Source organism: Kitasatospora purpeofusca (assembly GCF_036010405.1).
Lineage (GTDB): Bacteria > Actinomycetota > Actinomycetes > Streptomycetales > Streptomycetaceae > Kitasatospora > Kitasatospora purpeofusca.
Map to the genome: position 1 here is coordinate 744,642 of NZ_CP108561.1, position 26,283 is coordinate 770,924.

Annotated in this window: 12 protein-coding genes; 10 read left to right on the forward strand and 2 right to left on the reverse strand. The window is 75.2% G+C overall.

The window, feature by feature from the left end:
* Positions 1 to 13: 13 nt before the first annotated feature.
* The 6 genes from OG715_RS03355 (at position 14) to OG715_RS03380 (ending at position 18,812) form a co-directional block, all read left to right on the forward strand.
* A complete protein-coding gene (locus tag OG715_RS03355) occupies positions 14 to 3,220 on the forward strand; it encodes a type I polyketide synthase (protein ID WP_327063976.1) in 3,207 nt (1,068 codons plus the stop codon).
* Positions 3,217 to 5,886 (forward strand): SDR family NAD(P)-dependent oxidoreductase, encoded by a 2,670-nt coding sequence (locus tag OG715_RS03360; RefSeq protein ID WP_327063977.1) that lies wholly within the window; start codon positions 3,217 to 3,219, stop codon positions 5,884 to 5,886. The genes OG715_RS03355 and OG715_RS03360 overlap by 4 nt, the downstream gene beginning before the upstream one ends.
* Entirely contained in the window at positions 5,883 to 16,559 is a 10,677-nt protein-coding gene (locus tag OG715_RS03365; RefSeq protein ID WP_327063978.1) for a non-ribosomal peptide synthetase, read from the forward strand. Before OG715_RS03360 ends, OG715_RS03365 begins: the two co-directional genes overlap by 4 nt.
* Positions 16,560 to 16,612: 53 nt before the next feature.
* Positions 16,613 to 17,356, forward strand: coding sequence for a 3-oxoacyl-ACP reductase FabG (fabG, locus tag OG715_RS03370; RefSeq protein ID WP_327063979.1), 744 nt, complete (start codon positions 16,613 to 16,615; stop codon positions 17,354 to 17,356).
* Positions 17,357 to 17,401: 45 nt separating this feature from the next.
* Positions 17,402 to 17,572 (forward strand): MbtH family NRPS accessory protein, encoded by a 171-nt coding sequence (locus OG715_RS03375; protein ID WP_327063980.1) that lies wholly within the window; start codon positions 17,402 to 17,404, stop codon positions 17,570 to 17,572.
* Positions 17,573 to 17,771: 199 nt separating this feature from the next.
* On the forward strand, positions 17,772 to 18,812 hold the full coding sequence (locus tag OG715_RS03380; protein WP_327063981.1) for a chitinase: 1,041 nt from the start codon (positions 17,772 to 17,774) through the stop codon (positions 18,810 to 18,812).
* Between the two features lie 84 nt (positions 18,813 to 18,896).
* On the opposite strand, the gene OG715_RS03385 is transcribed toward OG715_RS03380, so the two are convergent.
* The gene (locus OG715_RS03385) at positions 18,897 to 20,102 is read right to left on the reverse strand and encodes an amidohydrolase (protein ID WP_327063982.1); all 1,206 of its coding nucleotides are present in this window, start codon (positions 20,100 to 20,102) and stop codon (positions 18,897 to 18,899) included.
* Between the two features lie 195 nt (positions 20,103 to 20,297).
* On the opposite strand from OG715_RS03385, the gene OG715_RS03390 reads away from it, so the two are divergent.
* From OG715_RS03390 to OG715_RS03405, 4 genes are all read left to right on the forward strand, one after another.
* Positions 20,298 to 21,470 carry a YncE family protein gene (locus OG715_RS03390; RefSeq protein WP_327063983.1) on the forward strand — a complete coding sequence of 391 codons (1,173 nt, stop codon included), beginning with the start codon at positions 20,298 to 20,300 and terminating at the stop codon, positions 21,468 to 21,470.
* 209 nt (positions 21,471 to 21,679) lie between these two features.
* A complete protein-coding gene (locus tag OG715_RS03395; protein WP_327063984.1) occupies positions 21,680 to 23,230 on the forward strand; it encodes a TolB-like translocation protein in 1,551 nt (516 codons plus the stop codon).
* A gap of 145 nt (positions 23,231 to 23,375) precedes the next feature.
* Complete coding sequence (locus OG715_RS03400; protein ID WP_327063985.1) at positions 23,376 to 24,011, forward strand: TetR/AcrR family transcriptional regulator; 636 nt, start codon at positions 23,376 to 23,378, stop codon at positions 24,009 to 24,011.
* Positions 24,008 to 24,772, forward strand: coding sequence for a glucose 1-dehydrogenase (locus OG715_RS03405; protein WP_266309319.1), 765 nt, complete (start codon positions 24,008 to 24,010; stop codon positions 24,770 to 24,772). The genes OG715_RS03400 and OG715_RS03405 overlap by 4 nt, the downstream gene beginning before the upstream one ends.
* Positions 24,773 to 24,871: 99 nt before the next feature.
* On the opposite strand, the gene OG715_RS03410 is transcribed toward OG715_RS03405, so the two are convergent.
* The gene (locus tag OG715_RS03410) at positions 24,872 to 26,134 is read right to left on the reverse strand and encodes a cytochrome P450 family protein (RefSeq protein ID WP_327063986.1); all 1,263 of its coding nucleotides are present in this window, start codon (positions 26,132 to 26,134) and stop codon (positions 24,872 to 24,874) included.
* Positions 26,135 to 26,283: the final 149 nt, after the last annotated feature.

Below are 26,283 nucleotides of genomic sequence, written 5' to 3' on the forward strand. Positions count from 1 at the left end.
ACAGGTGACCCCGATGCCGGAGATGTCCGAAGAACTCGACCAGATCGCCGTCGTGGGGATGGCCGGCCGCTTCCCCGGTGCCCCCGACGTCGACAGCTTCTGGAGGAACCTGGAGGAGGGCCGGGAGTCGATCGAGGTGCTCTCCGAGGCCGGGCTGCGGGCCGCCGGGGTGGACCCGGAGGTGTCCGGCCGGGACGGCTACGTCCGGGCCAAGGGCGTGCTCGCCGGGGCCGACCGCTTCGACGCGGCGTTCTTCGGCTACAACCCGCGCGAGGCCGAGATCATGGACCCGCAGCACCGGGTGTTCCTGGAGTGCGCCTGGGAGGCGCTGGAGTCGGCCGGCTGCGTGCCGGAGGACTTCGAGGGCAGGATCGGCGTGTTCGCCGGCTCCGGGATGAACACCTATCTGCTGCACAACGTCACCGCCAACCGCCGGGTGTTCGAGTCGGCGGGGCCGTACCAGACGCTGCTGGCCTCGGACAAGGACTTCCTGGCCACCAGGGTCGCCTACAAGCTGGGCCTGACCGGCCCGGCGATGAGCGTGCAGACCGCGTGCTCGACCTCGCTCACCGCCGTCCACCTGGCCTGCCAGAGCCTGCTGAACGGCGAGTGCGACCTCGCCCTGGCCGGCGGGGTGTCGATCGGCTCCCCGCTGGAGCAGGGCTACCAGTACGAGCCGGGCGGCATCCTCTCCCCCGACGGGCACTGCCGGCCGTTCGACGCCTCGGCGGGCGGCACCGTGCCCGGCAACGGCGTCGGCGTGGTGGTGCTGCGCCGGCTGGCCGACGCGCGGCGCGACGGCGACCCGGTGGACGCCGTGGTACTGGGCTCGGCGGTCAACAACGACGGCGCGCTGAAGGCCGGTTACACCGCGCCGAGCGTCGACGGGCAGGCCGCGGTGGTCTCCGAGGCGCTGGCGATGGCCGGGGTCGGCGCGGGCTCGGTCGGCTACGTGGAGACCCACGGCACCGGCACCGCGCTCGGCGACCCGATCGAACTCGCCGCGCTGACCCGGGCGTTCCGCGAGGACACCGAGGAGACCGGCTACTGCGCGATCGGCTCGGTGAAGAGCAACATCGGCCACCTGGACGCCGCCGCCGGGGTCGCCGCGCTGATCAAGACGGTGCTGGCGCTGCGGCACGAGGCCATCCCGGCCTCCCTGCACTTCACCAAGCCCAACCCCGAACTCGACCTGGAATCGGGCCCGTTCTTCGTCAACGACCGGCTGCGGCCGTGGCCCCGGGGGGAGCGGCCGCGCCGGGCCGGGGTCAGCTCCTTCGGCATCGGCGGCACCAATGTGCACCTGGTGCTGGAGGAGGCGCCCGCGCCCCCGACTTCTACCGACGTCACCGCCGCGGAGACCGTCCCCGTCCTGCTGCCGCTGTCCGGACGCACCGCCGAGGCCGTCGCCGAGGGCGCCCGACGCCTCGCCGACCACCTGGAGGCCCACCCCGGCCTGCGGCTCGACGACCTCGCCCACACCCTGACCCACCACCGCCGCGCCTTCGGCCGCCGCGCCGCCCCGGTGGCCCCGGACCGGGCCGGGGCGGTGGCCGCGCTGCGCGCCGTGACCGCCGCCGGTACGACGGAGGCCGCCGAGGGCGCCCGGGTGGCGTTCCTGTTCCCCGGCCAGGGCACCCAGTACGTCGACATGGCCCGCGGCCTGTACCGCCGGGAGCCGGTGTTCACCACCGAACTCGACCGCTGCGCCGAGCTGTTCGCCGCCGAGCTGGGCGAGGACCCGCGCGCGCTGCTGTTCCCCGCCCCCGGGGAGGCCGAGGCGGCGGCGGAGCGGCTGACCCGCACCGAGTACGCCCAGCCCGCGCTGTTCCTGGTGGAGTACGCCTTGGCGCAGCAGTGGACGGCCTGGGGCGTGCGGCCGGACGCGATGGTCGGCCACAGCGTCGGCGAGTACGTCGCCGCCTGCCTCGCGGGCGTGTTCGAACTGGCGGACGCGGTGAGGCTGGTGGCGGCCCGGGGCCGACTGGTCGCGGCGATGCCCACCGGGTCGATGCTCACCGTGTTCCTGTCCGAGCGGGAGCTCGCGCCCTGGCTCGCCAACAGCGCCGCCAGCGCCGACAGCGCCGAGGACGCCGACGGCGCCGGACTCGCCGTGGCAGCCCTCAACTCCACCGGGCTGAGCGTCGTCTCCGGCCCGACCGACGCCGTGGACGCGCTGGAGCGACGCCTCAAGGAGGCCGCCGTCCCCTGCCGCCGCCTGCACACCTCGCACGGCTTCCACTCCCCCGCCATGGACGGCGCCGTCGGCCCGCTGGTCGAGGCGGTCCGCGCGGTACGGCCGAACCCGCCGCGGATCCCGTTCTGCTCCAACGTCACCGGCACCTGGATCACCGAGCAGGAGGCGACCGACCCGGAGTACTGGGGCCGCCACCTGCGGCAGCCGGTCCGCTTCGCCGACGCCGCCGCACTGCTGCTCGCCGACCCGTCCTGGGTACTGCTGGAGGTCGGCCCCGGCCACACCCTCGGCGACTTCGTCCGCCGCCACGGCGCCTGGCAGGAGGGCCGGACGGTGGTCGGCTCGCTGCGCCACCCGCAGGAGCGGGAGGACGACGTGCTCCGGCTGCGCCGGGGCCTGGGCGCGCTGTGGAGCGCGGGCGTGCCGGTCGACCGGGACGTGCTGCGGCCGGGCGCCGACGGGCGGGTGCTGCGGCTGCCCGGCTACGCCTTCCAGCGGCAGCGCTACTGGGTGGAGCCGGACCGCACCGCCACGACCGGCCCGGCGGCCGATCCTGCGGCCACCGGCGGCACGGCGACGGCCGGGCCGGTCCCGGTCGAGGACTGGTTCCGCACCCCCGGCTGGCGACGCCTCGCCCCGCAGACCGCGCGCACCCCGGACACCCCGGACGGCGGACCGCTGTGGGTGGTGCTGGGCGACGGCACCGGCCTCGGCTCCGCGCTGGCCGAGCGGCTGGCCGAGGGCGGCGCCGCCGTGGTCCGGGTCGGCACCGCCGACGGCTCGGAGCGCACCGACGGGCTGCGCGTGCCCGGCCCGCACGCCCGCGGCGCGAACTCCTGGTCGCTGGACCCGGACGACCGCGCGCAGGCCGCCGAACTGCTCGGCGCGCTGGACCTCCGGGGCGCCGCCTCGCTGCGCCTGGTGCACCTGTTCAGCCTCGGTGACGACCTGTCCGACGACGACGTGCTGGACGGCGAGGCACTGGACGAGGCCCGGCTGACGGCCGCCCCGGCGTCCCGGTGACCCTGGACGTACTCTGCCGGGGCGTCCACAGCGTCACCGGCGAGGAGCCGCTGCGGCCCGAGCAGGCCCTGCTGGCGGGCCCCTGCACGGTGATCCCCCAGGAGCTGCCGGACGTCGACTGCCGGCTGCTGGACATCACCGGTACCGACCCGGCCGCCCCGGCGGAGGAGGCGGTGCGCGCCGTGCACCGGTTGCTGCTGCGCGACCCCGCGGAACGCGACGTGGCGCTGCGCGGCCGGCACTGGTGGGTCCGCGACTTCGACGCGCTCCCGCTCCCGGCCGTCCCCGCCGCGGACGCGGCGAACGGCCCGGCCGACCCGCCGGCGCACCCCCGCGACGGCGGCGTCTACCTGGTCACCGGCGGCCTCGGCGGCGTCGGCCTGGCCCTCGCCGAGCAGCTGGCCGAGGGCGTGCGGGCACCGGTGCTGGGCCTGCTCGGCCGCTCCGACTTCCCCGCCGAGGAGGACTGGCCGGCCTGGCTGGCTGAACACGGCGAGCAGGACCCGACCGGCGCCCGGATCCGCCGGCTCACCCGGCTCCGCGAGGGCGGCGCACGGATCGCGCTGCTGCGGGCCGACGTCACCGACGAGCGCGAACTCGGCGCCGCGCTGGCCGCCCTGCGCGCGCGCTTCGGCCCGCTGAACGGCGTGGTGCACGCGGCCGGGGCGCCGTCCACCGGCATGCTCGCCCGCCGGACCCGCGCGGACGCCGACGCCGTCCTGGCGGCGAAGACCGTCGGCACCCTGCTGCTCGACCGGCTGTGCGCGGACGACCCGCTGGACTTCCTGCTGCTCTGCTCCTCGGTCAGCGCCGTCCTCGGCGGCCCCGGCCAGAGCGACTACGGCGCGGCCAACGCCTTCCTGGACGCCTTCGCCCAGTGGCGGCGCCGGCAGGGCCGCCCGGTGACGGCGCTCGGCTGGGGCACCTGGGAGGGCGTCGGCATGGCCGCCGGACTCACCGGCCGGGCGACCGCCGCCGGGCCGGAGACCGGCCACCCGCTGCTGCGCCCGGTCCGCACCGAGGGCACCACCGTCGTCTACGAGACGGTGCTCTCCACCGCGGACAGCTGGATCGTCGACGACCACCGGCTGATGGGCCACGGCCTGGTGCCGGGCACCGCCTACCTGGAGCTCGTCCGGGCCGCGCTGGCCGGACAGGCCGGGGAGCGGGAGATCGAGCTGCACGACGTGCTGTTCATGACGCCCGTGGTCGTCCCCGACGGGCAGCACCGGACGGTGTTCACCACGATCGAGGAGCGGGACGGGCGCCCGCACTTCACCGTCCGCAGCCGTCCGGCACCGGACGCGCCGTGGCGCGAGCACGCGACCGGCTCGGCCTCCTTCCACGAGCGCGGCCCGGACGTCGTCCGCGACCTGGCGGAGGTGCTGGAGCGCTGCGAGGTGACGGAGGTCCTGGAGACGGAGGACGAGATCCGCCGCCGTCTCGGGGTGGAGCGCTTCGAGGAGGGCGGCGGACCGCTGCGGTTCTGGTTCGGACCGCGCTGGCAGGTACTGAAGACCATCCGCACCGGCGGCCGGCGGATGCTCGCCACCCTCCGGCTGGACGAGGACTTCCTCGCCGACCTGGCGGACTACCCGCTGCACCCGGCCCTGCTGGACATGGCCGGCGGCGTCTTCCGGCTGCACGCCGAGGACCCGTACTACCTGCCGCTGACCTACCGCAGCCTGCGGATCCTGCACCCGCTGACCGGCACGGTGGAGGTCGCCGTGGAGATCAAGCACCCGGCCGGGTCGACCGGGGAGACCCTCACCTGCGACCTCGAACTCCTGGACCCGGACGGCCGGCTGCTGGTCCTGGTGACCGACTTCACGGTCAAGCGGATCAATGACGTCGAGGCGCTGCTGACCCAGATCGGACAGACCGTCGCGGAGGCCGAGGCGGCCGGCGAGGACACCGGGACCGGTTCTGCCGAGGGCGGCCCGACCGGTTCTGCCGGTGCGCTGGCCGCGCTCGCCGAGGGCTTCGGCGAGCCGGAGGGCCGGGCCGCGTTCGCCCGGGTGCTGGCGCAGCCCGAACTCCCCGCCCACCTGGTCGTCACCCCGCAGGACTTCACCGCCCTGCGGCGACTGGCCCGCTCGATCACCCCGGCGCTGCTGGCCCGTGAACTGGAACAGCTGGCCCCGCTCGGCGGCAGCCACCCCCGGCCCGAGCTGGCGACCCCGTTCGTGGCGCCCGCCACCGAGCGGGAGGAGGCCGTCGCGGCGCTCTGGCGGGAGGTGCTGGGCGTCGAGGAGGTCGGTGTGCACGACGACTTCTTCGCCCTGGGTGGCCACTCGCTGGCCGCCGTGCAGATCAACACCCGGATCCGGAGCCGTTTCGGCACCGAACTCGACCTGCGGGACTTCTTCCAGTCCCCCACCGTCGCCCACACCGTCGACCTGCTGGCCGGGGGCGGCGGTACCGGGGGCGGCGACGGGGACACCATCGAGGCCCTGAGCCGCGCCGGGGACGGCGGAGGACCCGGACACGGGGACCTCGACGACCACGACCTCGACGGCCTGGACACCTCGGACGACCTGGACGACCTCGACGACCTCGACGGCCTGTCCGACGAGGAGGTGGAGGCCCGCCTCCAGGCCCTGCTCGCCGAGGAGACGGCCGACGAGGCCGCCTCGGACCGTACTGACCGGGGGAACCAGGAATGAGCGCCCGCGACACCCACGGAACCCCCGAGGACGGACGTGCGATGACCACCCCCGACCCCGCGACGCTCTCCGCCGCCGAGAAGCGCGCACTCCTCGCCGAACGCCTGCGCCGCAAGAAGGCCGCCCGGCCCCGGGAGCACCGTTTCCCGGCCTCCTTCCCGCAGCAGCGGATGTGGTTCCTGGACCAGCTGACGCCGGGCGACACCGCCTACAACGTCTGCGGCGCCACGCGGATCCGCGGCCCGCTCGACCTGGACCTCTGGCGGCGCGCCGTCTCCGCGATCGCCCGCCGCCACGAGGCGCTGCGCACCACCTTCCGGGCAGTGGACGGCGAGCCCGTCCAGGTGGTCACCGAGGGCGCCGAGCCGGGCTTCGCCGTCGTGCCGTGCGAGCACCTGGCCGGACCGGACGGCGAGGAGGGCGTGCAGGCCCTGGCCCGGGAGGAGTTCGCCCGCCCGTTCGACCTGGCCACCGGCCCGCTGGTGCGGATGCGCTTCCTGCGGCTCGCCGACGACGAGCACGTGCTGCTGCTGACCATCCACCACATCGCCGGCGACCTCTGGTCCACCTCGGTGTTCCTGGACGAGCTGGTCACGCTCTACGGCGCCTACGCGGGCGGCACCGAGCCCGCGCTGCCCGAACTGCCCATCCAGTACGCCGACTACGCGGTGTGGCAGCGCAAACGGCTGGACGGGGACGGCGCCCGGGCCGACCTGGAGTACTGGCGGCGGACGCTCGACGGGGCCCCGGCCGCCCTGGAACTGCCCACCGACCGGCCCCGCCCGCCCGTGCAGAGCACCCGGGGCGGCTCCCGCCCGTTCGCACTCTCCGCCGAACTCATGGACCAGGTCCGTGAGTTCAGCCGGGCCGAGGGCGTCACCCCGTTCATGACCCTGCTCGCCGCCTTCCAGGTGCTGCTGCACCGCTACACCCGGGAGGAGGACGTGGTCGTCGGCGTGCCGGTCGCCAACCGGGGGCGCCCCGAAGTGGAGCGGCTGATCGGCTACTTCGCCAATATGCTGGCGCTGCGCACCGACCTCTCGGGTGCGCCGTCCTTCCGTGAACTTCTGGGCCGGGTAAGGCCGGTGTGCCTGGGCGCGTTCGCCCACCAGGAGCTGCCGTTCGAGCGGCTGGTGGAGGAGCTGCACCCGCGCCGGGACCTCTCCCGCACCCCGGTGTTCCAGGTCTCCTTCGTGTTCCAGAACATCGCGATGCCCTCCTTCGACGTGGCGGGCCTGCACCTGGAGCCGATCGAGGTGGCCGGCAGCACGGCCCGCTTCGACCTGGAGCTCCAGGTCTTCGACCGGCCGGACGGCCTGAGCGGCCGCTTCGAGTACAACAGCGACCTGTTCGACGCCGCCACCGTCGACCAACTGGCCGGCCATCTGCGACTCTTGGTGGAGCAGCTGATCGCCGGTCCGGACCTCCCGGTCGGCGCGGTGCCGATGCTCGCGGCGGAGGAGGAGCGGCGGCTGCGCGAGCAGGGCAACGACACCGGCCGGGAGTGGCCCGACCGGGCCCCGGTCCACCGCCTGTTCGCCGAGCAGGCCGCCCGCACCCCGGCCGCCGAGGCCGTGCGCTGCGGCGCCGAGGCGCTGGACTACGCGGAGCTGGACCGGCGCTCCGACCGGCTGGCCGCGCGCCTGCGCGGGCGGGGTGTGGGCCGGGACGTCCTGGTGGGCGTGTGCACCGAGCGCTCGGTCGACCTGGTGGTGGCGCTGCTGGCGGTACTGAAGTCGGGCGGCGCGTTCGTCCCGATCGACCCGGAGTTCCCGCCGGAGCGGATCGCGTACATGCTGGCCGACTCCGGCCTGCCGGTGCTGCTCACCCAGCGGCCGGTGGCGGAGCGGCTGCCCGCGACCGCCGCCGAGCTGCTCTGCCTGGACGAGCCCTACGAGGAGCCCTACCAGGAGCCCTACCAGGAGCCCGACGAGGAGCCCGACGAGGAGCCGGTCGGGCTCGCGCACGACACGGCCGAACCGGCGCCGGTCGTCGAGGAGGACGACCTCGCCTACGTCATCTACACCTCGGGCTCGACCGGGCGGCCCAAGGGCGTGCAGGTCCCGCACCGGGCGCTGGCCAACTTCCTTCGCTCGATGCGGGAACGGCCGGGTCTGACGGCCGGGGACACCCTGCTCGCCGTCACCACCCACTCCTTCGACATCTCGCTGCTGGAACTGCTGCTGCCGCTGGTCACCGGCGCCCGGGTGGTGGTCGCCGAGCGCGGCGCGGCCGCCGACGGCGAGCAGTTGTCCCGGCTGCTGGCAGCCTCCGGGGCGAGCGTCGTCCAGGCCACCCCGTCCACCTGGCGGATGCTGCTGGACGCGGGCTGGCCGGGCGCACCCGGGCTGAAGGCGCTGGCGGGCGGCGAGGCGCTGCCCGCCGAACTGGCCCGGCGGCTGCGGTCCGGCGGTGTGGAGCTGTGGAACATGTACGGGCCCACCGAGACCACCATCTGGTCGGCGGTGGCCGAGGTCGGGGACGGGCCGATCTCGATCGGCGCGCCGATCGCCAACACCGAGCTGCACGTGCTCGACGAGCAGGGCCGGCTGACGCCGCCCGGGGTGCCCGGCGAGCTGTACATCGGCGGCGCCGGCCTGGCCCGGGGCTACCTGGGCCGGCCGGAGCTGACCGCCGAGCGGTTCGTCCCGCACCCGCTCGGGGCCGGGCCGCAGGACCGGCTGTACCGCACCGGGGACCTCGTGCGCCGTCGGCGGGACGGCGGTATCGAGTTCCTCGGTCGGCTGGACCACCAGGTGAAGGTGCGGGGCTTCCGGATCGAGCTCGGCGAGATCGAGAGCGAGCTGGCCCGGCGGCCCGAGGTCGGCCACGCGGTGGTGACGGTCCGCGAGGACGTTCCCGGCGACCAGCGGCTGGTGGCCTACGTGGTGCCGGCGCCCGACGGCGGCCCCGGCCCGGCGGAGGAGTGGCCGGACCAGGTCGAGGAGTGGCGCCGGATCTGGGACACCGCCTACGACGACCCGGACGACGCCCCCGCTCCCGCCCGCTCCGCCGCGGACCCCGAGATCCCGGGCGAGGACCTGCGCGGCTGGAACAGCAGCTACACCGGCGAGCCGATCCCGGCCGCGGAGATGCGCGAGTGGGCCGACCGCACCGCCGAGCGGGTGCTCGGCCTGCGCCCCCGCTCGGTGCTGGAGATCGGCTGCGGCACCGGCCTGATCCTCCAGCGGGTCGCCCCGCAGGTCGGGCACTACTCAGGCACCGACATCTCCGAGGTCGCCCTCACCGGTCTGCGCGAGGTCGTCGACGGCGCCGGTGACACCCTCGGCGAGGTCGCGCTGCACCTCTGCGCGGCCGACCGGCTCGACCGGCTGCCCGAGCGGCTCTTCGACGTGATCGTGCTCAACTCGGTGGTCCAGTACTTCCCGGACGAGCGCTACCTGCTGCGGGTGATCGAGGGCGCGCTGCCCCGGCTCGCCCCGGGCGGCTCGCTGTTCCTCGGCGACATCCGCAGCCTGCCGCTGCTGGAGTCCTTCCACCTGTCGGTCCAGCTCGCCCACGCCGAACCGGGCCTGCCGCCCGCCGAGTTGCTCGCCCGGACCCGCCGACGGCTGGCGGAGGACGAGGAACTCGTCTTCGACCCGGCGCTGTTCACCGCGCTGCCGAGCCGCTTCCCGGCCGTCCGGGAGGTCCGGGTGCTGCCCAAGCGGGCCGCCACCGCCAATGAGCTGACCCGGTTCCGCTACGACGTCGTCCTCACCACCGGACCGGCCGCCAGCGCCCCGGCTCAAGCCCCGTCCGAGCCGCTGGAGCCGGAGCCGGAGCCGCTGGACTGGGCCGCCGAGGGCCTGACCGTGGCCGCGCTGCGCGAGCGCCTCGCGACCCGGCGGCCCGCGCGACTCGCCGTCTCCGGCGTGCCCAACGCCCGCCTGCGCGAGCTCGCCGACACCCTCGGACGGCTCGGCGACGGCCCCGAACCGCCCGCGGAGCGGCCCGAGGCCGTCGACCCCGAGGAGCTCTGGGCCCTCGGCGAGGCGCTCGGCTACCGGATCGAGCTCGACTGGTCCGAGCACGGCCCCGACGGCGCGCTCACCCTGCTCGCCCGCCGACCCAACACCGAGGGCGGGCCCGCGTCGCTCGTCCCGCCACCGGCGGCCGAGCCGGACTGGGGAAGCCTCGTCAGCGGCACCCGGCGCCGGCTCGCCCGCCGGCTCGTCCCGGCGCTGCGCTCCGCCCTGGCCGAACGCCTGCCCGGCTACATGGTCCCCACGGCGTTCGTCCTGCTGGACGCACTGCCACTGACCCCCAACGGCAAGACCGACCGCAAGGCGCTGCCCGCGCCCGACGGCGACCGCCGCGACCTCGACGCGGTGTACGTCGCCCCGCGCGACGAGCGCGAGGAGGCGCTCTGCGCGCTGTTCGCCAAGGTGCTCGGGGTACCGGCGGTCGGCGTCCACGACAGCTTCTTCGACCTCGGCGGCCACTCGCTGCTCGCCACCCGGCTGGTCTCCCAGATCCGGGCCGCCCTGGGCGCCGAGGTCCAGGTCCGGGCGCTCTTCGAGACCCCGACGGTGGCCGGACTGGCCGCCCGCCTCGCCGCCGAGGACCCCGACCGGGCCCCCGGGGCGCCCCGCCCGGCGCTGGCCCCCGAGGCCCGGCCCGCCGAACTGCCGCTGTCCTTCGCCCAGCGCCGGCTGTGGTTCCTCGACCGGCTGGAGGGCCCCTCCGCCACGTACAACATCCCGATGGCGGTGCGGCTGACCGGCCCCCTGGACACCGACGCCCTGCGGGCCGCGCTGGCCGACGTGGTGGAGCGGCACGAGGCGCTGCGCACCGTCTTCCCCGACACCGGCGGGGTGCCGCGCCAGCACGTCCTGGACCCGGCCGCCGCCCGACCGGTGCTCACCGTCACCGAACAGCCGGAGGCCACCGCCGCCGCCGCGGCCGTGCGGACCGCCGCCCGCCACACCTTCGACCTGGCCCGCCGGATCCCGCTGCACGCCGAGCTGCTGGTGCACGGCCCGGAGCGGCACACCCTGGTCCTGGTGGTGCACCACATCGCCGCCGACGGCTGGTCCGTCGCCCTGCTCGGACGCGACCTCGCCACCGCCTACACCGCGCGCCTAGGCGGCCGCCCGCCGCAGTGGGCGCCGCTGCCCGTCCAGTACGCCGACTACACCCTGTGGCAGCACCGGCTGCTCGGCGGCCAGGACGACCCGGACAGCCTGCGCACCGAACAACTCGCCTACTGGCGCCAGGCCCTGGCCGGACTGCCGGAGCGGATCGCGCTGCCCGCCGACCGGCCGCACCCGGCCTCTGTCACCCACCGCGGCGGCACCGTCGCCCTGCAGTGGGACGCCCAACTGCACACCGCCGTCACCACGCTCGCGCGCCGGCACGACGCCAGCGAGTTCATGGTTGTGCACGCCGCCCTGGCCGCCCTGCTGCACCGGCTCGGCGCCGGGGACGACATCCCGCTCGGCGCGACCGTCGCCGGCCGCACCGACGCGGCCACCGAGGACCTGGTCGGCTTCTTCGTCAACACCCTGGTGCTGCGCGCCGACCTGTCGGGGGCGCCGACCTTCCGCGAGCTGCTGGCCCGGGTCCGCGAACGCGGCCTGGACGGGTACGCCCACCAGGACGTCCCGTTCGAGTTCCTGGTCGACGCGCTGCGCCCGGCCCGCTCCACCGCGCACCACCCGCTGTTCCAGGTGCTGCTGGCCTGGCAGAACGTCCCCGACGCGGTGCTCGGCCTGCCCGGTCTGACCGAGGAGGCCGTGCCGGTGGACAGCGGCGGCGCCCGGATGGACCTGGTGTTCTCGCTGACCGGCCGCCGTACCCCCGGCGACGGCGCGCCCGCCGGGATCGACGGCGTGGTGGAGTACAACGCCGACGTCTTCGACCCGGCCACCGTGGAGCTGCTGGCCGAACGCCTGCGGCGGATGCTGCTGGCGGTCTGCGCCGCCCCGGACCGCCCGGTCGCCGAGGCCGAGCTGCTCTCCGCCGACGAGCGGCACCGGCTGCTCACCGACTGGGCCGGCAGCGCCCCGTCCTTCGGAAGCACGCTCCCCGCCACCCTGCCCGCGCTGTTCGAGGCCCAGGCGGCCCGCACCCCCGACCGGACCGCGGTCGTCGACCCCGGGCGGGAGCTGACCTACGCCCAGTTGGACACCGAGGCCAACCGGCTGGCCCGGCTGCTGATCGCCCGCGGCGCGGGCCCGGAGCGGCCGGTCGCGGTGGCGCTGGGCCGCTCGGCCCGGTCGGTGGTGGCCATGCTGGCCGTGGTCAAGGCCGGCTCCGCCTACCTGCCGGTCGACCCGGACTACCCGGCGGCGCGGATCGCCTTCCTGCTCGACGACGCCCGCCCGGTCCTGCTGCTGACCGACGACGGATCGGCCGCCGCGCTGCCGGAGGGCGAGGTCCCGGTGCTGCGGCTGGACCGGCCCGAGGTGCTCGCCGAGCTGGCCGCACTGCCCGGCGGCGCACCGACCGACGCCGACCGCGCCGAGCCGCTGACCCCGGCGCACGCGGCGTACATCATCTACACCTCCGGTTCCACCGGCACCCCCAAGGGCGTGGTGGTCACCCACACCGGCCTCCCCGGCCTGGTCGCGGCGCAGGCCGAGGGCTTCGGCCTGGACGAGCACAGCCGGGTGCTGCAGTTCGCCTCGCCGAGCTTCGACGCCTCGGTGGCGGAGCGCTGCGACGCGCTGCTGACCGGCGCCGCGCTGGTGGTCGTCCCCAAGGAGGAGCTGCTCCCCGGCGAACCGCTGACCCGGACCTGCGAGCACTACGGCGTGACCAATGTGACGCTGCCGCCCAGTGTGCTGGCCGCCGTGCCGGAGGGCGGGCTGCCCGCCGGGCTGTCCCTGGTGGTCGCGGGCGAGTCCTGCCCGGCCGCGCTGGCCGACCGCTGGTCGGCGGACCGGCGGATGGTCAACGCCTACGGGCCGACCGAGACCACGGTGTGCGCCACCCTGACCGGGCCGCTGGTGCCCGGCGCCGGTGACCCGCCGGTCGGCCGACCGATCGCGGGCGCCCGGGTGTACGTGCTGGACGAGGGGCTGCGGCCGGTGCCCGCCGGTGTGCCCGGCGAGCTGTTCGTGGCCGGCGCCGGTCTGGCGCGCGGCTACCTGGGCCGGCCCGGGCTGACCGCGCGCCGCTTCCTGCCCGACCCGTTCGGCGAGCCCGGAACCCGGATGTACCGGACCGGGGACCTCGTCCGGTGGCGGGCGGACGGCCGGCTGGACTTCCTCGGCCGTACCGACCACCAGGTGAAGGTCCGGGGCTTCCGGATCGAGCTGGGCGAGATCGAGTCCGCGCTCTCCGCCCACCCGGACGCCGCCCGGGCCGTGGTGACGGTCCGGGAGGACCGGCCGGGGCAGCGCACCCTGGTCGGCTACCTGGTCCCCCGCCCGGATACGGCGCCCGACCCGGTGGCGGTGCGGGCGGCGCTGGCCGCCGAACTGCCGCCGTACCTCGTCCCGGCCGCCGTGGTGGTGCTCGCCGAACTGCCGCTCACCGCCAACGGCAAGGTGGACCGCGACCGGCTGCCCGCCCCCGGCTTCGCCCCGGGCGCCGGGTCCGGCCGGCCGCGCACCCCGGTCGAGGAGACCCTGTGCGCGATCTTCGCGGAGGTGCTCGGACTGCCCGAGGTCGGCACCGGGGACGGCTTCTTCGACCTCGGTGGTGACAGCATCCAGGCGATCCAGGTGGTCTCCCAGGCCCGCAGTGCCGGGCTGATGATCGGTGCCCGGGACGTCCTGGCCCATCAGTCGGTGGCCGCGCTGGCCGCCGTGGCCGTCCCTGCGGACGGGACGGCCGGACCCGAGGACGACGGCGTCGGAACGGTCGGGCCCACCCCGATCACCGAGTGGCTGCGCGAACTGGACGCCCCGATCGGCGAGTTCAGCCAGGAGGCGGTGATCGCCCTGCCGCCGGCCGGTGTGCTGGACCTGCCCCGGCTCACCGCCGCGCTCCAGGCGCTGGTGGACCACCACGCCGTACTGCGCTCCCGGCTGACCGTGGCGCCGGACGGCCGCTGGGAGCTGGAGACCGGCCCGGTCGGCTCGGTCCGGGTCGCCGACCACCTGGTCCGGACGGACGCGGCCGGAGCCGATCCCGAGAAGCTGCGGGCGCTGACCGCCGCCGAGGCCGCGGCCGCCCGCCGCCGCCTCGACCCCGCCGCCGGGGTGATGCTCAAGGCGGTCTGGCTGGACGCCGGGGAGAACGCGCCCGGCCGACTGCTGCTGGTCCTGCACCACCTGGTGGTGGACGGCGTCTCCTGGCGGATCCTGCTTCCGGACCTGCGGGCCGCCGGCGAGGCCGTGCTCGCGGACCGTCCGGTACTGCTGGCGCCGGTCGGCACCTCGGTGCGGCGCTGGTCCGAGCTGCTGGCCGCCGAGGCTTCGGCCCCGCACCGGCTGGCCGAACTCCCAGCCTGGCAAAGGCTGCTGACCGGCACCCCGGCACTGCTGCCCACCACTGGAACGGTCACCGGCACCGGGCGGCTGGTCCTCACCCTCCCGCCCGAGGACACCGCCGCCCTGCTCGGCACCGCCCCCGGCGCCTTCCACACCGGCGTGCAGGAAGTGCTGCTGGCCGCGTTCGGCATCGCCCTGGAGGAGTGGCGCCGCCGCCGGGCCCCGCTGGACCCGCCGGCCGACGGCGTCCTCGTCGCCGTCGAGAACCACGGCCGGCAGGAGGACCTCGCCGACGGCGTCGACCTGTCCCGCACCGTCGGCTGGTTCACCGCCGTCCAGCCGGTCCGGCTGGCCCCCGGCCCGCTGAGCTGGCCCCGGGTCACCGAGGCCGGGACCGAGCTGGCCGCCGCCGTCGTCCGGATCCGGGAACAGCTGGCCGCACTGCCCGGCGACGGCCTCGGCCACGGGCTGCTGCGACGGCTCAACCCCGCGACCGCCCCGGCACTGGCCGAACTCCCCTCCCCGCAGGTCGCGTTCAACTACCTCGGGCGCTTCGCCGACGCCGGTCCCGACACCCCCTGGGCGCCGGTCACCGCCGACGCGGCGCTCGCCCTGGGCGACCCGGACGCCCCGGTCGGCCTGCTCACCCACCCCGTGGAACTCAACGCCGTCACCTACGACAGCCCCGACGGCCCCCGGCTGGCGGCCGGCTGGACCTGGGCGCAGGGCGTGCTCACCGAGCCCGAGGTGCGCGAACTGGCCGAGACCTGGTTCGCCGCCCTCAGGGCCGTGACCGGCAGCGCCGCCCTGCCCGGCGCCGGGGGTCCGCCGCCCGCGGGGGACACCGCCCGCCGACGGCGCCGACCCGCCCGGACCGGCGGTCCCGTGCCGCCGGCCGACCGCACCCACGGCGTGCCGCTGTCCTTCGCCCAGTTGGACATCGTGCACCAGCCCGTCGACCCGGAGTCCTCGCACCACAACGTCATCACCGCGACCGTCCTCACCGGCACCCTCGACCCGGCGGCGCTGCGGGCGAGCCTGGACACGATCGTGCAGCGCCACGAGGCGCTGCGGACCAGGATCGTCGAGGAGGAGCCCGGCGACTGGCGCCAGTTCGCCGACCCCGTCGGCGGCTGGCCGCTCGCCACCGTCGACCTGCGCGAGCAGCCCGCCGCCGACCGCCGGGAGGCGGTGCGCCGACTGGTCGCGGCCGAGGTGGACCGCCCGTTCCGGCTGGCCGAGGGCCCGTTGGTCCGGGGCACCCTGATCGCCACCGAACCCGGCGAATGGGTGCTGGTGCTGGTGCTGCACCACATCGTGGTCGACCTGTGGTCGTACGCGCTGCTCGGGCGCGAACTGGGCGAGCTCTACGCGGCCCGGGTGCTGGGCCGCGAACCGCGGCTGCCCGCGCCGTCCGTCCAGTACCCGGACTGGGCGGCCTGGCAGCGGCGGCGGCTCGCGGACGGCGTGCTCGACGAGCATCTCGCCCACTGGGAGCGGCTGTTGGCGGACCTGCCGGCGCTGCCCCGGTTCGAGGCGCCGGAGCACCAGCGGGACGGGGCCGTCACCGGGTACACCAGCGGCTTCGTGCTGGAGCCCGCGATCGCCTCGGCCCTCAAGGAGGCGGCGCAGCGCGAGGGCGTGACGCTGTTCATGCTGCTGCTGACCGGCTTCCACCTGCTGCTGCAGAGCTACGCGCGGGGCGAGGCGCCGGAGTCGGACCCGGCCGGCGACCTCGCGGTCGGCTTCCCGCTGGCCGGGCGGGAGCACCCGCAGACCGAGCAGATGATCGGCTTCTTCATCAACCCGGTCGTGGTCCGCCCCCGCCCGGCCGCCGACGCGACCGTGCGCGAGCTGCTGGCCGCCGTCCGGGCCGGTGTCCTGGACGCGCATCTGCACCAGGAGGTCCCGCTGCGGCAGCTGCGCAAGGACGCCGGGGAGGACCACAACCCGCTGCGGCTGCTGTTCAACCTGCTGAACGTGGCCGGCGACCCGCTGGACCTGCACGGCCTCACGGCGGCGCCGCTGAGCCTGGACGTCGGCGACGCCGAGGTGATCCCGGAGCTGGTCACCGAGATGCGCCCGCACAACGCCGACCTCTACCTGATGATGCACGAGTCCGAGGCCGGACTGCGCGGCCTGTGGCTGTACTCGCCGGAGCGGATCGACCCGGAGTCGATGGCGGCCATGATGCGCCAGTGGCCTTTCGTGCTGGAGCTGTTGACGCACCGGCCGGACCTGCCGCTGACCGAGCTGCGGCGCCGCGTCCGCGACCGCGCCACCGGCTGACCCGCCCGCCCGCCTCCCGTGCTTCCCGTGCTTCCCGACCCGAAAGGCCCTCGATGAACCGGACCACCGACCCCGTCGCGCTGATCACCGGCGGCACCCGCGGCATCGGCCGCGCCACCGCCCTGCGGCTGGCCGAGGACGGCTACGACATCGCCCTCTGCTACAGCGCCGACGCCGACGCCGCCCGCTCCCTGGAGAAGGAGCTGCTGGACCTCGGCCGGGCCGCCTACGTCCGCCGGACCGATGTCGCGGACGCGGAGGCCGTCCGCGACCTCGTGGACGGCGCCGAGGACGCGCTCGGCCCGATCACCGCGCTGGTCGCCTCGGCGGCGATCCTCCGCGACACCCCGCTGCTGCTGATGGAGGACCAGGACTGGCAGGACGTGCTGCAGGTCAACCTCAGCGGCGTCTACCACGCCTGCCGCGCGGTCGTCGACGGCATGGTGCTGCGCCGCCACGGCGCCATCGTCAACCTGTCCTCGGTGGCCGGGATCTGCGGCAACGCCGGGCAGACCAACTACGCGGCGACCAAGGCCGGCATCATCGGCTTCACCCGCTCGCTCGCCCAGGAGGTCGGCCGCTACGGCATCCGCGCCAACGCCGTCGCCCCCGGCTACATCGACACCGACCTGGTCGCGCAGCTGCCCGAGGAGGCCGTCGAGCGGTCCCTCGAACAGGTCGCGCTGCGCCGCCTCGGCCGCCCCGAGGAGGTGGCCGACCTGGTGGCCTTCCTGCTCTCCGACCGGGCGAGCTACCTCACCGGCGAGGTGCTGAGGATCGACGGCGGCTTCCGCTGACCCGACCGGCCGCCCCGACCTCCCTCCTCATCCCTGGAGCCCATCGTGCAATGGACCGTCCTGGTCAACGACGAACAGCAGCACGCCCTCTACCCCGCCGACCGCCCCGCCCCGGCCGGCTGGCACCCCACCGGCTTCACCGGCACCGAGGAGTCCTGCGCGGCCCACGTGGACGCGACCCGGCCCGACCTCCGCCCGCTTCCGCCGCGCTCCTGAGGGGTGCCCTTCCCGTCCCCCTTCCCACCCCGTCGAATCATTCGGAAACTTTCCTAACCAAATCCATTGACCCCGCGGCCCGGGACCCCGATTCTGTGAGACACCCGCCGCGGGCCGTCGTCGTCCGCCGCGGGTGGTCCTCCACCTCCCCCTGAGCTGCCGTCAGCCCTGTGCGGCGGATCGACGAAAGCGAGTTGGCATGCGCAAGACCATCGGAGTCCGCCTCACCGCCCCGCTGCTGGCCGCCACCCTCGGTCCGGCCGCCCTCCTGCTGGCCCCGGTCGCCTCCGCCGCGGCGGACCCCGCCGTCGCGAACCCGGCCGTCGCGGCCGCGGAGTCCGCCGCAGCGGCCGCGCCCGGGATGGCCGCCGCGCCGTACGAGTACCTCGGCTGGGGCAGCCCGCAGAAGCCGACGGACGTGATGAAGGCGACCGGCGTCAAGTGGTTCACGCTGGCCTTCATCCTCTCCGACGGCGGGTGCAACCCGAAGTGGGACGGCAGCCGGCCGCTCACCGGGGGCTCCGACGAGGCCGCGATCAAGTCGATCCGGGCGGCCGGCGGCGATGTGGTGGTCTCGGTCGGCGGGTGGAGCGGCAACAAGCTCGGCGAGAAGTGTTCCAGCGCGAGCGCACTGGCCGGCGCCTACCAGAAGGTCATCGACGCCTACAGGCTCAAAGCCTTCGACATCGACATCGAGGACACCGAGTTCGGGAACGCGACGGTCCGTCAGCGGGTGGTCGACGCCCTGAAGATCGTCAAGACCAAGAACCCCGGCCTGGTCACCTACATCACCATGGGCACCACGCCCACCGGCCCCGACGCCACCGGCAAGGACCTCATCAAGCGCGGCGCGGCGGCGGGCCTCGCCAACGACGGCTGGGTGGTCATGCCGTTCGACTTCGGCGGCCACACCGGCACCATGGGGCAGGCCTCCGTCGGCGCCCTGGAGGGTCTCAAGGCGGCGGTGAAGAGCGCCTACGGCTACAGCGACGACGCCGCCTACCGGCACGTCGGGGTCTCCTCGATGAACGGGAAGACCGACGAGGCCGGCGAGACCGTCACCACCGCCGACTTCCGCACCCTGCTCGGCTACGCCCAGCAGCACCACCTCGCCCGGTACTCCTTCTGGTCCGTCAACCGCGACCGCGCCTGCGGCTCGGGCACCGACGCCGACGCGTGCAGCGGCGTCGCGCAGTCCCCGTACGAGTTCACGAAGATCGTCGTCCAGTACCAGGGCTGAGACCCCCTCGGCCGGGGGCGGCGGTCGCTCCCTCGGAGCCCCGCCCCCGGCCGGCCGCTCCGCCGGAGCGCCGTCCCCGACCGGTCAGCCCAGGTAGTGCCCGTCCCTGGCGACCACCCGGCCGGCCCGGACCACCAGCTCGCGCGGCGGCAGGTCGACGACGACCTGCGGGAGGCACTCGCCGGACACCAGCATGAAGTCCGCCGGCGTCCCCGGCTCCAGGGTCGCCCTCGGCAGGTCGAGCAGCTCGGCGCCGCCGTCGGCGGCCAGCGCGAAGCACTCGGCCAGCTCCTCGTCCGTACGGGCGTCGGTCGTCCAGCCGAGCAGGTGGGCCCGGTGCAGCATGTCCGCGTTGCCGAACGGGCTCCAGGAGTCCCGCACACCGTCCGACCCCAGGCCCACCCGCACGCCGTGCGCCCGGAGTTCGCGGAACGGCAGGACCTGGTGCGCCGAGGGCGCCACGGTGGTGAGGCCGACGCCGGACCCGGCGAGCAGCTCGGCGAGCTCGTCGAGGCGTTCGCCGACCAGCTCCGGGACGCAGAAGGCATGGCTGACGACGACCCGGCCGGCCAGACCGGCGGCCCTGGTCCGCGCGGCGATGTCGCGCAGCGGGGCGAGGCCGCGATCACCCCGGTCGTGCAGATGGACGTCCAGCCGCAGCCCGTACCGCTCGGCCAGGCCGAAGACCAGGTCGAGCTGCGCCGGGCCCTCACCGTCCGGACCGCCGTCGAAGCCGTCCGGGTCGATGCCTCCGACCGCGTCGATCAGCCCGCCCTCCGCCGCCTCCGCCAGCAGCGCCCCCGCCCCGGGGGTGCGGCGGACGCCGTGCTGCGGGAAGGCGACCAGCTGGAGGTCCAGCGCCCCGGCCAGCCGCTCCCGCACCTCGGCCAGACCGGTCACCCCGGCCAGGCCGAACGCGGGCGCGACGTCGACGTGCGCCCGGACGGCGCGGGTGCCGGAGGCCACGGCGTGGGCGAGCAGCCGGTGGGCGCGCTCGGCCAACGGGGTGCGCTGGTGCCGGTGGAGGTCGACGTCGCCCTGCACGTACTCGGGCAGCGAACCGGCCGGGCGCCGGCTGTACCAGGGCTCGCCCCAGGCGGTCTTGTCCGGGTGGATGTGCGCGTCGACCAGGGTGGGCAGTGCGATCCGGCCCGCGCCGTCGACCACCTCCGGCTCGGCGCCCTCCGGCAGCCGGTCGACCAGCAGGCCGTCGACGGCGACCAGGTCGACGGCCCGTTCGGCGCCGTACGGGCGGACGTTGCGGAAGACGGTGACGGCGGGGGCGGCCATGGGGGGTCAGCCTCTCGGTGCGGGGGGCGCTGAGGACGGGAACCACCCAGTGTCCCCCCGATTCCCGGCTGGGGGATCGACCGATCGGACGACACGGCCGTCCACCGACCGTCGCTCCCGGACGGGCCGAGCCGCCGATTCCCGACCCCGGCCCGATGACGGAGGGTGGGAGGCGGCCCAGTCCGAGGAGGAGCCGTGACCACCCGCGCCGTACTCGCCCGCACCGCCGCCGTGGCCGTACTGAGCACCACCCTGCTCACGGCCTGCGGCAACCAGGAGCCCGCGCCCACGCCCGTGGGCGTGCCCGTGCCCACGAGCACGCCCACAGCCAGGCCGACGCCCACCGCCACCGCCACCGCCACCGCCGGGGCCCCCTCCCCCACCCTGCTCGTCACCGACTTCGGCGCCGACACCGTCACCTTCGTCGACCCCTCCCGCCCGGGCCGCGCCGCCGACCTCGGCTCCGTCCGCGTCGGCACCGCCCCGTACGGCCTCGCCGTCGCACCCGACGGCACCGCCTGGGTCGCCACCGCCGAGGGCGTCGCCGTCGTCGACACCCGTACCCGCACCCGGGTCGCCCTGGTCCCGCACACCACCCGCACCGGGCCGGTCACCACCGGCGAGTACCGGGGCGGCGGCATGGGCATCGCGCTCTCCCCGGACGGCACCCGCGCCTACGTCGGCGTCAACGTGCCCGGTGGCAACGGCACCCTGGAGGTCGTCGACACAGCGACCCGGGCGGTCGTCCGGGTCGTCCCGGTCGGCCGCCGCCCCTTCGACGTGGACGTCTCGGCCGACGGACGCCAGGTATACGTCACCGACCACGACTCCTTCGACGTCACCACGGTCGACACCGCCACCTGGGCCGCCCGCCGGACCGAGGTCGCGCCGTACGGCACCGAGGGCGGACTCGGCTCCTGGCTGAAGCCGCACTACACCGCCGTCCGCCCCTCCGACGGCGCCCTGCTGCTCCCCTTCGAGGGCGAGCGCCTCGCCGTGGTCGACCCGTCCACCGGCCGGGTCACCGTCGAGCCGATGACCGCCAACACCCATCAGCACGGCGTCACCGCCGCGCCCGACGGCACCCTCTACACCGTCGGCACCGGCCCGATCGACCCCGCCACCGACGCCGGACCGTCCCTCACCGTCCGCGCCCCCGACGGCAGCGAGCGCCTCGTCCCGCTGGACGGCCCGCACGAGACCGTCACCCTCTCCCCCGACGCCCGCACCGCCTACGTCTCCGGCGGCTTCACCCGCGAGGGCGGCTGGGACGGGCTCACCGTCGTCGACACCGCCACCGGCCGCACCTCCCGCCTCCCCGTCGGCCACCTCCCGCTCGCCGTCGCCGTCCTCCCGGACCGCCCCTGACGGAGGATCCCGCAGGGGGCTGCAGAAGCTCCGCCATCGGACCCGCAGTGCTATCGATCGGATGATTCCCTTGCTGTATAAGTCAGTTGACGTATCTTCCGGTTCGGATCCCCCTCGATCGTTGACGACCGGCCGTCCGGAGGATTGGCTTCCCGGGAAGCCCGCCACCGGGAGGGAGCCCGGCCGGGCGATCTGAGGGGAAAGCCTTGATGACACGTACCAGCCGGACGTCCCGCAACCGCTGGCTCGCGGGCGGCGGAGTGCTGGCCGCGGCCGCCGTGATCGCCGCCACCGCCGCGCCGGCCCAGGCCCTGGCCCGGCCGGTGGCGCACGGCACCGTCCAGATCAGCACCGGGGTGAACGGCACCGCGCCCGACGGACAGTCGTTCAGCAAGGGCATCAGCGCCGACGGCCGCTACGCCCTGTTCACCTCCTGGGGCACGAACCTGGTGGGGCAGCCCTCGAAGGGCGGGCGCGACGCCTATGTGACCGATCTGCGCAACGGGCGCACCGAGCGGGTCAACCTCTCCGACGCCGACGAGCCGCTGAACGGCTTCACCGACTACGTCGCGATCAACGCCAACGGCCGTTACGTCGCCTTCGACAGCGAGGCCGAGGGCGTGGCCCCCGGCGCACGGGTGACCGGGCGCACCGAGGTGTACCTGCGCGACCGCTGGACGGGGCGCACCGAGCTGGTCAGCGGCAGCGCCGCCGGGACCGACACCGACCAGTACCACTCCTCCTACGCGCCCTCGATCAGCGCGGACGGCCGGTACGTGGCGTTCGTGTCCTCCCGGACCGACCTGGACCCGACGGTGGTGGACACCGAGCCTCCCGCCGACGGCACCGACCCGTCGCTGGCCCGGCCGTACACCTGGAAGTACAACGTCTACCTCACCGACCGGCGGACCCACACCACCCGGCTGGTCTCCAAGGACTTCAACGGCAAGCCGGGCGAGAGCCTCTCGGTGCACCCGACGATCAGCGCGGACGGCCGCACCATCGGCTTCTCCTCGCTCTCCGCGCTGCGGCCGGACCAGCAGCCCCCCGAGGACCCCGCCGCCGCGGACGTGGAACTCACCCCGAGCGCCGCCGAGGCCGCACGCCGGAGCACCCCGCAGGGGGCGGCGCAGTCGATCGCCTCCCACCCGACGTCCGCCGTCTACTACGTCTACGACGTGCCCACGGGGCGGCTGACCCCGGTGAGCACGGGCACCGACGGAGTCCTGGGCAACTCCAGCTTCGAGGCGACGATCAGCCCCGACGGGCGGCGCGCGATCTACACCCTGGCCGAGCCGGGCGGCTCGACCGGCGGTCACCGCTACCACACGGTGCTCCACGTCCGGGACCTGCGGACGGGCACCGTGACCAAGGTCAGCGGCGGCCTGCCGGGCACCAGCTCGGTCGGCTCCTCGGACCACGGGTCGATCACCGCCGACAACCGCTGGCTCTACTTCGAGTCCGCCGCCGACAACCTGGTGGCCGGCCCGCAGCACGCCGACTGGGACGCCTACCGCCAGGACCTGCGCACCGGCCGCACCGAGCGGGTCTCCACCGCCGCCGACGGCTCGCTCGGCAACGGCTCGTCGCGGGAGCCCTTCGTGGACGCCGCGGGCCGCACGGTGGTGTTCGGTTCGACCAGCCGCAACCTGGTGACCGGCACCGGCGCTCCGGCGGCCGAGGACTCCCAGGTCTTCACCACCTCCGTCGGGCGTCACCGGGGCGACCGCGACGACCGGGGCGGGAACGAGAACGGCTGACGGACCGGGATGACCGCTCAGTTCGGGCCCGACCGGCCGCACAGGCCGGCCGGGCCCGTTGCCGTGGGGACCGCCCCACCCCCGACACGCCGACCGGGCGGCGTCCTGCTTTGCGATTAATAATGCCCAGTATTAATCTTGGAGCATGGCAAGGACGTCGGCGGGCCACGAGACCCGCGAGAGGCTGATCCGGGCGGCGGAGGAACTCTTCGCCACCCGGGGTGTCGAGGCCTCGCTCACCAAGGACATCGTCCGACTGGCCGGACAGAGCAATCCGTCCGCCGTGCAGTACCACTTCGGCTCCCGCGAAGGGCTGCTGGACACGATCATGGCCGCCCGGCAGGAACGCACCGAGCGGGCGCTCGCGCCGAGGCTCCCCACCCTCGCGGAACAGGACCTCCCCGGGCTGCTCGACGCCCTGGTCACCGCCGAGGCCACCGAGCTGCGCACCGAGCAGGGGCGGCACTGCCTGCGGATCTCGGCCCAGATCAGCCACAGCAGCGGCGTCCGCACCCGGACCCCGCACCCCACCCTCGCGGGCGGCGGCTACTGGCGGCTGATCGCGCTGGCCGAGCAGCGGATCTCCGGCCTGCCGGAGCCGATCCGGCTGGAGCGCCTCGACCTCGTCCTCACCCTGATCGGCGCGGCACTGGCCGACCGGGCGCAGCAGTACCTCACCGGGTCCACCTCCCTGACGGACGAGGAGACCTTCCTCGCCGACCTGGTGACGGTGTCCGCCGCCATGCTCTCCGCCCCCACCCCCTCCAGGAGCACCTCATGAACGACCTGACCGGCAAGACCGTCGTCATCACCGGCGGCGCCCGCGGCCTCGGCGCCGAGGCCGCGCGGCTGGCCGTCGCCGCCGGCGCCAATGTGGTGATCACCGACCTCCTGGAGGAGGAGGGCCTGGCCACCGCCGCCGAGCTCGGCGAGCGGGCCCGGTTCGTGCGGCACGACGTGACCTCCGAGGAGGACTGGCAGCGGGTGGTGGACCACGCGGTGGCGGAGTTCGGCGCCGTGCACGGCCTGGTCAACAACGCGGGGATCTCCACCGGCACCCTGCTCGCGGACGAGAGCGTGGCGTACTTCCGCAAGGTGCTGGACGTCAATCTGACCGGGGTGTTCATCGGGATGAAGACCGTCGTCCCGGCGATGCGCGCGGCCGGCGGCGGTTCGATCGTCAACATCTCCTCGGCGGCCGGCCTGATGGGCCTCGCCCTGACCGCCGGTTACGGCGCCTCCAAGTGGGGTGTGCGCGGCCTCAGCAAGATCGGCGCGGTCGAGCTGGGCGCCGAGCGGATCCGGGTCAACTCGGTGCACCCGGGCATGACCTACACCCCGATGACGGCGGCGGTCGGCATCCGCCAGGGTGAGGGCAACTACCCCAACACCCCGATGGCCCGGGTCGGCGAGGCCCCCGAGATCGCCACCGCCGTCGTGTACCTGCTGTCCGACGACGCCTCCTACGTGACGGGCGCCGAACTCGCGGTGGACGGCGGCTGGACCACCGGGCCGACCGTCAAGTACGTCATGGGGCAGTGAGCCGGACGCCCCTCCGGCCGCCCGACCCGGTCCTCCCGCGCGCCGCGCCCCGGTCCTGACCGGACGGGGTGCGGCGCGCGGGAGTCCGCGCCCGCCGGCCTAGCGCACCCCGTCGAGCAGGACCGGGAGCTCGCGGTGCCCGTTGGAGATCAGCGACTCGACGGGCGCCAGCTCCGCGTCCGGGGCGAGGGCGAGGTCCGGGAACCGCTCGAAGAGCATCCGCAGGGCGGTCGCCCCCTCCAGCCGGGCCAGCGGGGCGCCGAGGCAGAAGTGCGGGCCGTGGCCGAAGGCCAGGTGGTCCTTGACCTGGCGGGTGACGTCGAAGACGGCGCCGTCCTCGCCGTAGCGGGCGGGGTGGCGGCCGGCGGCGGCGTAGGAGGCCAGGATCGGGTCGCCCTTCCGCAGGACCGCCCCGCCGGGCAGCTCGATGTCCTCGACGGCGAAGCGCAGCGGCAGGTGCGCCACGGGCGCGTCGCGGCGCAGCGCCTCCTCGACCACGTCGCCCCAGCCGACCTTGCCGGACCGGACCAGGGCGAGCTGCTCCGGGTGGGTGAGCAGTGCGGCGATGGCGTTGTCGATCAGGTTGACGGTGGTCTCGTAGCCGGCGGAGACGACCAGCAGCAGGGTGTCGCGCAGTTCCTCCTCGGTCAGCGCCGAGGCACCGGCGGCGGCATCCCCCTTGTCCGACCCGTCGGCCCCGTCCTCCTCGTCGCCGGTGTCGCGGGCGGCGATCAGCAGCGAGGTCATGTCGTCGGCGGGCTCGCGGCGCTTGGTGGCGATCAGCTCGTCCAGCATCGCGTAGAAGGTCGTCATGTTGGCGACGGCCTCGTCGGTGGTGCGGGTGGTGTCGAAGACCCGGTCGACGGTGGTGCGGAAGCTGTCCGTGAGGGAGTCCGGGAGTCCCAGCAGCCGGGCTATGACCTGGATCGGCAGCTGGTAGGCGAGGTGTTCGCGCAGGTCGACGGGGGCGCCCGGCGGCATCGCGGCCAGGTCGTCCAGCAGGCTGCCGGTCAGTTGCTCGACCTGCTCGGTCATGGCGTTGATCCGGCGGACCGAGAACGCGGTGCCGACCAGCCGGCGCAGCCGCCGGTGCTCCGCGCCGTGGGCGGTGAACATGTTGCGGGCGGCCACCCAGATCGCCAGCGGCCAGGTGGGGACGACCTCGGCGAAGTCCGGCCAGTGCTGGAGGCCGTCCTTGGACACCCGGGGGTCCTTGAGCAGTTCCTCCAGCAGCTCCGGGTCGGCCACCGCCCAGGCCCGCACCCCCAGGAGGTCGATGGGCGTCGCCGGGCCGCGCTCGAAGAGCTCGGCTGTCTCGGCATCGCGGTTGCGACCGGTCGGGTCCAGCACGAGTCGTTCCACGGGGGCTCCTTCGGTCGGGTGACGGAGGCGTGCGGCGGTCGGGGCCGGGCACGGGGTCGAGCATGCCGCCGCAGGCCGGTCACGTCGAGAGGGCCTGTGCGGCAAGAGCGGTGACGGTTCATCAGCTCCTCCGGCCCCCTGGCGGCGGA